11 protein-coding genes and 2 tRNA genes are annotated in these 9,127 nt (G+C 31.6%); 10 read left to right on the top strand and 3 right to left on the bottom strand.

What is annotated here, in order from left to right:
• Nucleotides 1-76 precede the first annotated feature (76 nt).
• From HOG88_RS05050 to HOG88_RS05040, 3 genes are read left to right on the top strand one after another with little or no spacing between them, the layout of a single operon-like run.
• The gene (locus tag HOG88_RS05050; RefSeq protein ID WP_295003862.1) at nucleotides 77-1,318 is read left to right on the top strand and encodes an N-6 DNA methylase; all 1,242 of its coding nucleotides are present in this window, start codon (nucleotides 77-79) and stop codon (nucleotides 1,316-1,318) included.
• A complete protein-coding gene (locus tag HOG88_RS05045) occupies nucleotides 1,315-1,524 on the top strand; it encodes a hypothetical protein (RefSeq protein ID WP_295003859.1) in 210 nt (69 codons plus the stop codon). The genes HOG88_RS05050 and HOG88_RS05045 overlap by 4 nt, the downstream gene beginning before the upstream one ends.
• Nucleotides 1,517-1,738, top strand: a complete 222-nt coding sequence (locus tag HOG88_RS05040) for a hypothetical protein (protein ID WP_295003857.1) — start codon at nucleotides 1,517-1,519, stop codon at nucleotides 1,736-1,738. The genes HOG88_RS05045 and HOG88_RS05040 overlap by 8 nt, the downstream gene beginning before the upstream one ends.
• A gap of 150 nt (nucleotides 1,739-1,888) precedes the next feature.
• Here HOG88_RS05040 and HOG88_RS05035 read toward each other — a convergent pair whose 3' ends face one another.
• A complete protein-coding gene (locus tag HOG88_RS05035) occupies nucleotides 1,889-2,581 on the bottom strand; it encodes a hypothetical protein (RefSeq protein ID WP_295003855.1) in 693 nt (230 codons plus the stop codon).
• Nucleotides 2,582-2,871: 290 nt separating this feature from the next.
• Between HOG88_RS05035 and HOG88_RS05030 the strand changes: the two genes are divergently transcribed.
• The 4 genes from HOG88_RS05030 (at nucleotide 2,872) to HOG88_RS05015 (ending at nucleotide 4,327) form a co-directional block, all read left to right on the top strand.
• Nucleotides 2,872-3,321: a hypothetical protein gene (locus HOG88_RS05030; RefSeq protein ID WP_295003853.1), complete on the top strand. Its 450-nt coding sequence runs from the start codon at nucleotides 2,872-2,874 to the stop codon at nucleotides 3,319-3,321.
• Nucleotides 3,322-3,324: 3 nt separating this feature from the next.
• Nucleotides 3,325-3,705: a hypothetical protein gene (locus HOG88_RS05025; protein WP_295003851.1), complete on the top strand. Its 381-nt coding sequence runs from the start codon at nucleotides 3,325-3,327 to the stop codon at nucleotides 3,703-3,705.
• A 96-nt stretch (nucleotides 3,706-3,801) separates the two neighbouring features.
• Nucleotides 3,802-4,098, top strand: a complete 297-nt coding sequence (locus HOG88_RS05020; RefSeq protein ID WP_295003850.1) for a hypothetical protein — start codon at nucleotides 3,802-3,804, stop codon at nucleotides 4,096-4,098.
• Nucleotides 4,085-4,327 carry a thiamine biosynthesis protein ThiF gene (locus HOG88_RS05015; RefSeq protein ID WP_295003849.1) on the top strand — a complete coding sequence of 81 codons (243 nt, stop codon included), beginning with the start codon at nucleotides 4,085-4,087 and terminating at the stop codon, nucleotides 4,325-4,327. The genes HOG88_RS05020 and HOG88_RS05015 overlap by 14 nt, the downstream gene beginning before the upstream one ends.
• On the opposite strand, the gene HOG88_RS05010 is transcribed toward HOG88_RS05015, so the two are convergent.
• Nucleotides 4,324-4,788 carry a YaiI/YqxD family protein gene (locus HOG88_RS05010; protein WP_295003847.1) on the bottom strand — a complete coding sequence of 155 codons (465 nt, stop codon included), beginning with the start codon at nucleotides 4,786-4,788 and terminating at the stop codon, nucleotides 4,324-4,326. The two genes, HOG88_RS05015 and HOG88_RS05010, sit on opposite strands and share 4 nt — an antisense overlap.
• 106 nt (nucleotides 4,789-4,894) lie before the next feature.
• Nucleotides 4,895-7,651, bottom strand: a complete 2,757-nt coding sequence (gene ileS, locus HOG88_RS05005) for an isoleucine--tRNA ligase (RefSeq protein WP_295003864.1) — start codon at nucleotides 7,649-7,651, stop codon at nucleotides 4,895-4,897.
• Nucleotides 7,652-7,764: 113 nt separating this feature from the next.
• On the opposite strand from ileS, the gene HOG88_RS05000 reads away from it, so the two are divergent.
• The 3 genes from HOG88_RS05000 (at nucleotide 7,765) to HOG88_RS04990 (ending at nucleotide 9,104) form a co-directional block, all read left to right on the top strand.
• Nucleotides 7,765-8,853: a CinA family protein gene (locus HOG88_RS05000; protein ID WP_295003844.1), complete on the top strand. Its 1,089-nt coding sequence runs from the start codon at nucleotides 7,765-7,767 to the stop codon at nucleotides 8,851-8,853.
• A gap of 75 nt (nucleotides 8,854-8,928) precedes the next feature.
• A tRNA-Lys gene (locus HOG88_RS04995) sits at nucleotides 8,929-9,004 on the top strand.
• Between the two features lie 23 nt (nucleotides 9,005-9,027).
• Nucleotides 9,028-9,104 (top strand) — tRNA-Asp (locus HOG88_RS04990).
• The last annotated feature ends 23 nt before the right edge of the window (nucleotides 9,105-9,127 follow it).

Below are 9,127 nucleotides of genomic sequence, written 5' to 3'. Positions count from 1 at the left end.
GCATTCGGACACTTTACGCTAAAATACTGTTACAGAAAATATCTCTTCTTAAACTGTCCGAACTCAAACGACATGGGTGTCCGGATACTCCGTTATATGCACTCAAGAAGAGATATATAAATATATATCAGTTGAAAACTCAACTAAATCCTATCAATTAATTGATAGTGATAGTTTTAAAAATCATATAGATTCATTATTAAATGAATACAAAACACGATTCCCATCTGTATATGAAATTATCAAAAATAAATGGAACACACTAGGATTAGAAGATGTTTTATATGAGATAAAACACAATAAAAAAGGGGTAGATAATATGATTAAATCATTAGATAATATTGAAAATTTTTCTATTGAAAATCTAATTGATTTATTTGAAGAAATTAATATATCGGATAGATATTTGAATGATTTTTTCACTCCAAAGTCTTTATGTATTTCTACTTCTAAAATGGCTATTTCTAACGGAAATTATGAAAGAAAAAACTTTATTAATATCTTTGACCCTACTTGTGGAATTGGAAAATTATTATTCTATTCTTTTCTTGAATTTAAAGAAGAATTTCCACACAAAACTATCAATCTAAAAGGAATGGATATTCATTCAAGATTTTCAGTATTTACAGAATCTATTTTAGACTTAATCAATATAAATCATAATGAGATAGTCACAGAAGACACCTTGTCTTCTACAACAGAATTCAAAGATATAGATTTAGTTTTATCAAATCCACCATATGATAAAAAAAATATTGAACTTAAATTTGTAGATTATGTGTATAAACTAAATGTGAAACACTCATTTATTATACTTCCTAATAATTTTTTATTCTCTCAAAAAGCAGAGAAATTAAGAAAGGAATTATTAGATAATAACCTATTAGAAAGTGTCGTTCAAATGCCTGAAAAATTATTTCACTCAACTTCAATTTCAGTATCAGTTATTGAGTTAAAACAAGACAGAAAAGATACAAAAGTATTTATGATAAATGCTTCTGAATTATTTACAAAAAATGGTAAATATAACCTATTGAATATTGATAAACTTTTAGAGATTTATACACCTAAATTTGAATGTGTTTTAAATGGTAAAAATATAACTAAAGATGAACTTTATCAACTTATGGATAAATACAAATTTGAACTTGGAGAGATTTTATCTATAAATCCTGATTTGTTGAATGACAAAATCAAACTTCACAAAACATTGGAAGATTTAGAGAATAGAAAATCTATTAACCTGATAGATTCAAGAAATAAGATTCATTCTCTAATCGAGGAACTAAATAAAAATAGTTCATTGGTTTCAGCATGAATGAGAACTCCTCTACAAAGGATAAATCAGTAAGAGATATGATTTGTTCTTTTGAAGAAAATCAAAAACAAAAGTTAGATAATTCATCAATATTGGTTTGGGATGTCGAAAATGGCGGTTGGAGAAATATTAATCTAAATACATTAATTACTCTAATAATAAAAGACACTTTTTATAAAGTGGTACAAGGAGGTTATAATGAGTAATAATATAAAAGAAGTAATAGAAGATTTAATGAAAGTAAAACTAGATATTTCCTATCTAAATTTAGATAAAAAACTTAAAGAAAAATATACAAAATCCGAAATAGAATACATTTTAGATTCAGTGTATTTTATAATGGAAAATCTTAATAAAGATATTTCCTCTTCAATATATCAATCTCTTGAATATTTAGAAGAATATGAAGAGGAAAATTAGAGGTATCTTTCTAATGACACTCTCTGAGGCAGAGCCTTTTATCTGGACGCTAAAATTTTCTCGTTAACTCGAAAACGGAGTATCTTATTGGAAAATATTTTTATCTTCGACCTAAAAGGTCGGGGAATTAGACCCAAATGAAATTAAAGATTAAACAAGTTCATTTAATCTTTTTAATAAATCTTCTGTAAGAACATTTAACATAAGTTCTTCATAAACTCCATCTTGTTTAGCAAATGATACTAATTCATCTAATGGAATTTCAGATGAAGTTTCATAGTCTCCACAAGGTTCTTCTTGATAATAAACTATAAGGGAAGAATCAGCATATCCAGTTAAATCATCATCTTCAACTTGTGATTCTTTATTATTATCTAAACAAATTTTTATATTAGAAGAATTAATACTCAACATTCTTTCATTTCTTTCAAACATAATTTCTTGTTCGGTTTTTTCAACTGTTTCTTCAATATCTTCTTTCTCTATATCCTCTGTTGATTCAGATTCATTGTTTAATAACCTTGATTCCAATTCATTAATCATACAAATAATAATAGCAGTTCCAAGAGTAGAATTATCTCTCTGTCCACTATTATCCCAATCAATAACATTATCATTCAACTGCATTAAACTTTCAACAATGTCTTCAGTTTCTCCATTGGAAATTTCTATAATTTTTGTTTCTATAATTTCTCTCATTTCTTTTGTAATGTGATATGAACTTAATATTTCTTCATTACTCCTACACATTGGCTCAACAATATTTAATGTTGTAGTTAAATATTTTCTATCATTCTCAGAGAGTCTAACTTCTTCAAAAATTTTACTAAGTAGTTCTTTCATTTATTTACCTTTTCCACTTTATTTTCTTCGATACTTTTCTAAAATACACTTCTTCATTCAACTTTTCAATTATGTGCAGGGAACATAAATAAAGCAGTTTTAATTTTTATGCTCTTTATCAAGCAATATTTTATCGGAATAATTAGTAAATAAATCTTTTACTTACACTATATAAGGAAGCAAACCTCAAACTTCAATTCTAATATCTTTCAGTTCTACTATTATAAGTATGTTCAAATATAAAATAAACTAAAAGCAAGACATTATTTAAAAAAAGATAAAATCACTTTATGAAAAAACAAGCAGTAAAAGATATACAAGAAATAATCGACTACCTTTTAAGGATTAGAGAAAGAGACCTTATGGAAAATGAAGAGAATGCTCATTTAATAAATAGTTTTCCAGATAATGATTATGATTTAGAAAAAGAAAATAATGAAACTCATGAAAGATTTGATGAGAGATTAATTACTCTTAATAAATTACTTAAAAAAGAGCAACAGAATAAAAAAGTTTTAGATATTGAAGAACACATGAAGAAGATTCAAGTAAAAAAATATTTATCAACAAGTGAATTAGCAGAACTGTATCCAGATATGTCAGTATCTACTCAAAGAGATTTAAGAGCTAGATATAATAATAAATTACCATACTATCAAAAAGCGAAAAATGGAAAGATTAGATATGTAGTAGAAGAAGTTGAAATATGGCTTGCAAATGAAGATAAAAGGAAAAAATAAATAATGTTTGATTTTTTAGATGAGGATTGGTTTATAATAACATTAGAAATAGTGTTTGTAATACTGATAGCTTATGATATTAAGAAGTATGTAGAAACCAAGAAGAAGGAATACATCACCAACATTATATTAACATTTGGCTTTGCAGTTTGGACACTATACCCAATGTATAATAGTTATTTTGGATGGGATGAAGCACAAAAAGAGGAAATGTTAAAAACTTGTAATGATTCTAATAATACAGAACTTTGTAAATGTGTAGATGATTCAATTTTTAAAGAGTTTGTTTTTGAAGAATATAAATCTATTGATAAAAATTCAACTGAACATAAAGAATTTTTAAAAGAAACGAAAGAAGATTGTTTAGATGATTCTTGGTTTTGATTTTAATAAGTTGGTTAGATTACTATGAAATATAAAATAAATAGAATACACTTTTATATACACTGTAAAATTAAACAAATAATAAAGCCCTAAAATATGGAGTTTATGACACAAGAAGAGTATATTACAAATATAGTATTAACCGCTGGTTTTGCAGTATGGACACTTTACCCATACTATAACTCTTACATAGGTTGGGAAGAAGAACAAAAAACAGTAATGCTGAGTTCTTGTGGTGATTCAAACGACACTAAGCTGTGTACATGTATAGACGATAAAATATTTAAAACATATGCACATGATGAATATGTACAACTAGACCTAAATGCGAGTGACTATCAAGAGTTTTTAAAAGAGTCTAGAGAGGATTGTTTAGACGATGGATGGTTTTGATTTAAAATCTCCACTAGTCTGTGAAGGTGTTATTGGTGATGGTTGTGGAGGTGGAAGACTCTTTTATATAGAAGATGATAGTTTGAAAACTTACGACCCTCAAACACAAGAAAGTATGACTTTGATCACAGATGTTAAGGATGCTAAGAGCATCAAAAAAAAGAAATGTATTATTTACATAAAATGCATATCAAAAACAATAGAGTTTGACCTTTCACTTGTGCCTTAAGTAAGGAGTTTTTTAGTCTGTTTATCTAAGAAAGAATTTAACTGATTTGCAAAAGAGTGAGCATCTTTAGCTCCAAAAGGTTTAGGGCCTCTTGTTATTTCTCCACTTTCACGAATTTTATCCATCAAGTTTCGCATTGCAAGATACTGTTTGATGTTCTCTGTTGAGTATAACTCACCTCTATGGTCAATGGCATGAGCATTTTTACTTATGACTCTATCTGCAAGAGGTATATCTGCGGTTATAACTAAGTCCCCGTCTGCGACCATTTCTACTATCTTATGATCAGCCTCATCAGCCCCTGCATCTACAATGATGTAAGAAATAAGTTTATTTTTACCGATGTCTACTTTTTTGTTTGCAAGAAGAAAAGTTTGGAGTTGTAGTCGCTCTATAGCACGAACTAAGATGGGTTTTAAAAGATTTGGAAAGGCATCGCCGTCAACATAGATTTTTAGCACAAGAAGTTACTTAAACTTCTTCACTAAAAGTATACCAACTCCAACAGCTACAAATATAAGAGCGATACTTATACCTGTAAATGTTAATGAAACTGGTTCTGAGAAGTTAGGCAACTACTTCCTCGCAGCGTTTACATGTACAGTCTTCAGCCGTTGCTTGGAACTTCCAACATCTAGGACATTTAAACGCAGTCGCTTTAGCGATACTGAACTTAGCACCTTCTACTTCAAAACTACCAAGTATTTCCTGGGATTTTTCGTTTGAAACAGTTGAAACAACAAACCAGTCTTCAGCATCTACTGCATTTAGGGCAAGAGCAATTTCTGAGTCTGTAGAGATAACTAACTCCAATGTGCTTTTAATGATTTTTTCTTTTTTAAGGCCATCTACTATAGAACCAAAACCCTCACGTGCTTTTGTCATATACTCAGCATTGAAGTCAGATTTACCCGTAGTGATAGGCTCATAAACTAAGTCAAAGATAGATGTAACATCACCCTTAATGATAGAGGGTGCATGGTCTATAATCTCATCACAAGTGTATGTTAAGATAGGAGCCATTAAAAGTAAAAGCCTCTTAGCTATTATTGCCATTGCACTTTGACTTGCCATACGTCTTGGATCATTTTTTGCATTACAGTAAAGAGAATCTTTTGTCATGTCTATGTACATTCCACTTAACTCATTTGCTATAAAGTTGTTAAGTGTACTCATCCCATGAACAAAGTTATACTCAGAAAATGACTTATGAACTTCGGTAAATACTTCAGAACTTACATTTAAAATCCATTGATCTAGCGCACCCATATCTTCATATGCGGTAAGTGTCTCTAGGTCGTTGATATTTGCAAGCATAATTCTAAAAGTATTTCTTAGTTTACGGTAGTTTTCAGAGATCTGTTTTAAAATCCCTTGAGAGATTTTTAGGTCACCTTGGTAATCAGAAGAAGCTACCCAAAGACGAAGTATTTCACTACCGTACTCTTTGAGAACCTTTTCAGGTGCAATAACATTGCCCTTAGACTTAGACATTTTTTCGCCCTTGTCATCAACGGTGAAACCATGAGTTAAAACAGCTTTATATGGTGCTTTATGCTCAACTGCACAAGAAAGGAACATAGAAGATTGGAACCAACCACGATGTTGGTCACTTCCTTCTACATAAAGGTCAGCCTGATATTCTCCAGCATCATAGTTACGAGATTTTAAAACAGAGTTCCATGTTGAACCAGAGTCAAACCATACATCTAAAATGTCAGTTACTTTTTCAACTTCATCTGCCTTGTATCCAGAACCAGGATAAAGAAGGTGTTCTGTTGGCATTGAGTACCAAGCATCACTTCCTTGCATCTCAAAAATCATAGCAACATAGTTCATTACCTTCTCATCAAAGATAACTTCACCAGTAGCTTTAACTCTAAAGAATGCAATAGGAACACCCCAGTCACGTTGACGAGAAATACACCAGTCCGGTCTATTTTCTACCATCGATTTAAGTCTATTTCTACCAGTTTCAGGGATAAACATAGTCTTTTCTATTTCAGTGAGAGCGATATTTCTAAGTGTACTATCTTGAGCTAATGGTTTTTCATCTACAGAGATAAACCATTGTCTAGTTGCTCTAAAGATAAGAGGAGTATGACTTCTCCAACAGTGAGGGTAAGAGTGAGTAAACTTAGATACTTTTAAAACAGCATCACCCATAAGGTCTATAAGATCATCATTTGATTTGAAGATATGACGCCCTAAAAAGTCTTCCGCATTTTGAATAAGCTTATCTTTAACGATAGTGTTGTCAAAACAACCAGTTTCATCAACAGGCATAACAACTTCTAAGTCATATAAAAGTCCAACACGGTAATCATCTTCACCATGACCAGGAGCAGTATGTACACAACCTGTACCACTATCCATAAGAACATGCTCACCTAAGATTAAACGTGACTCGCGTTTATTCAGTGGATTAATTGCTTTGAGATTTTCAAACTCAGTTGCTTTAAATGTTTGAACAACTTTCCCAGTTATAACTTCATCTTCAACAAGAGAATTTAAAAGTTCTTTTGCAACTATATAACCAGTATCAGTAAGAACATACTCTTCATTAGGATTGAATGAAATAGCAGTGTTAGCAGGTATAGTCCAAGGAGTTGTAGTCCAGATAACTGGAGCTGCTTTTCCTGTGATGTTTAGCTTTGTTTTTGCCGCATCATCTAACTCAAACGCGATGAAGATAGAGTGAGACTCTTTATCTTGGTACTCTACTTCAGCTTCAGCGAGTGCGGTTCTCTCAGCCCAAGACCAAAAAACAGGCTTTGAACGTTCGATTAAAAGACCTTTATTCGCTACACCACAAAGTGTACGGTAGATGTTAGCTTCAAACTTATAGTCCATAGTAACATAAGGTTTTTTCCAGTCGGCGATGATACCAAGAGTTTTAAACTCGTCTCTTTGAATATCTACAAATTTTGCAGCGTGTTCACGACAAAGTTTTCTAACCTCTGCCGTTTGGAGAAGTTCTTTCTTCTGCTTTCCACCAAGTTTTTTCTCAACTTGTTGTTCTATTGGTAGACCATGACAGTCCCAACCCGGAGTAAAACGTACAGACTTACCATTGAAGTAGTTATGTTTAACGATGATGTCTTTAAGAACTTTATTAAGCGCATGACCAATGTGAATATGACCATTTGCATAAGGAGGTCCATCATGCAGAGTAAACTTTGGAGCATCTTTACGATTTGCTTTCATTTTTTCATAAACTTTATTCTCATCCCAAGCTGCATAGCGTTTAGATTCGTTGTTTATTAAGTTTCCGCGCATCGCAAAACTAGTAGTTGGTAATAGTAGTGTGTCTTTGTAGTCCATCTGTACCTCGAAGTTATTATAAAAGTTTTGCATTGTAGCTTTTTAGTAATTAAAAGCTTATAAAAGTGATATAATAAGCATATATAAAGATTACTATTAAGGCCTCTAATACTATGAAACTGCATCTTATATTTATCGGTAACAAGTTTGTTTATAACAACTCCTTGAAAAACTATATACTTCAAAATATAGAAGAAAAAAACGAGTTTATAAACTCCATAACTTATTTTAAGTCGAGTGATAATTCTCTCTTTTTATATCTTGAGAGAGAGTTAAACTCTAGTGATAAGTTCATAATCATTACATCTAAACAGAATTTCTCAACTGTAGGTAAACTCATATGTACAGCTACAAGTGACAACCAAATTGTACGAGATAATATGCTCATTCCTCAAAAAGCTGCATTGTCTCATGAAAGAAGTTATCTTTTAGAGTATAAAGAAGCTATTGTAAATGTACTACAGATGGATGATGGACAAAAGATGCCGGAACTTCTCATTATGAGTAAAAATACAAAGGCAAGAATTCATATATTTGACGAAGAGAGAGAAACACTTATAAATATCCTCAACCCAATTGCTCAGATGTATGAAGTGCAATTTGAAGTTATAGAAGAAGTGAAGGGCTGGTTACAAGTTGACATATTTAGTAAGAAGTATGGCGATATATCTCATTTTGTTAATGGAGTAAAAAAGTTACTTCCTAAGAAACTCATCAACTCATCAAGTGTTGTTACTCACATAATCCAAAGACTTTCCTCAGCCTCAAAAAAGATTACCTTTAGTGAAAGCTGTACTGGTGGACTACTATCTTACTACTTCACAAAAGAAAATGGCGCTTCTAAAATTCTTGATGGTTCACTTGTGACATACTCAAACCTGATAAAAGAAAACTGGCTGGCTGTTACTCCAACTTCATTAGAAAACTATGGTGCTGTCAGTGCTGAGGTGATAGAAGAGATGAGTGAGGGTGCTATAAATGTAAGTGGAGCAGATTTTGCAATTTCAATCAGTGGTATAGCTGGAGAGGGTGGTGGTACTGATGAAAAACCAGTAGGTACTGTTTATATAGGTGTAAGAACTAAAAATAGACATAAAGAAGAGCATTACCATTTTAATGGAGATAGAAATTATGTACAACATCAGAGTGCGATGAGTGCTATAAAAATGCTCTTGCTTATAGATAAAGATACTTTTTTCTAAATTTAGCTCTCTTCTTCTTGACATATAGAGGCTATTTGTCTATAATTTCGACCTCTTAACACAAAGAGAAAAAATGTCTTGTTAGCTCAGCTGGTAGAGCACGTCACTTTTAATGATGTGGCCGATGGTTCGAATCCATCACAGGACACCATTTTAAACTAAAAACAAATATATGCGGTGGTAGCTCAGCTGGTTAGAGTACCTGCCTGTCACGCAGGGTGTCGAGGGTTCGAGTCCCTTCCACCGCGCCATATATTTTTAGCTTCGATGGGCG

The organism is Sulfurimonas sp. (assembly GCF_018698455.1).
Taxonomy (GTDB): Bacteria; Campylobacterota; Campylobacteria; order Campylobacterales; family Sulfurimonadaceae; genus Sulfurimonas.
This window is presented reverse-complemented; position numbering and strand designations above follow the sequence as displayed.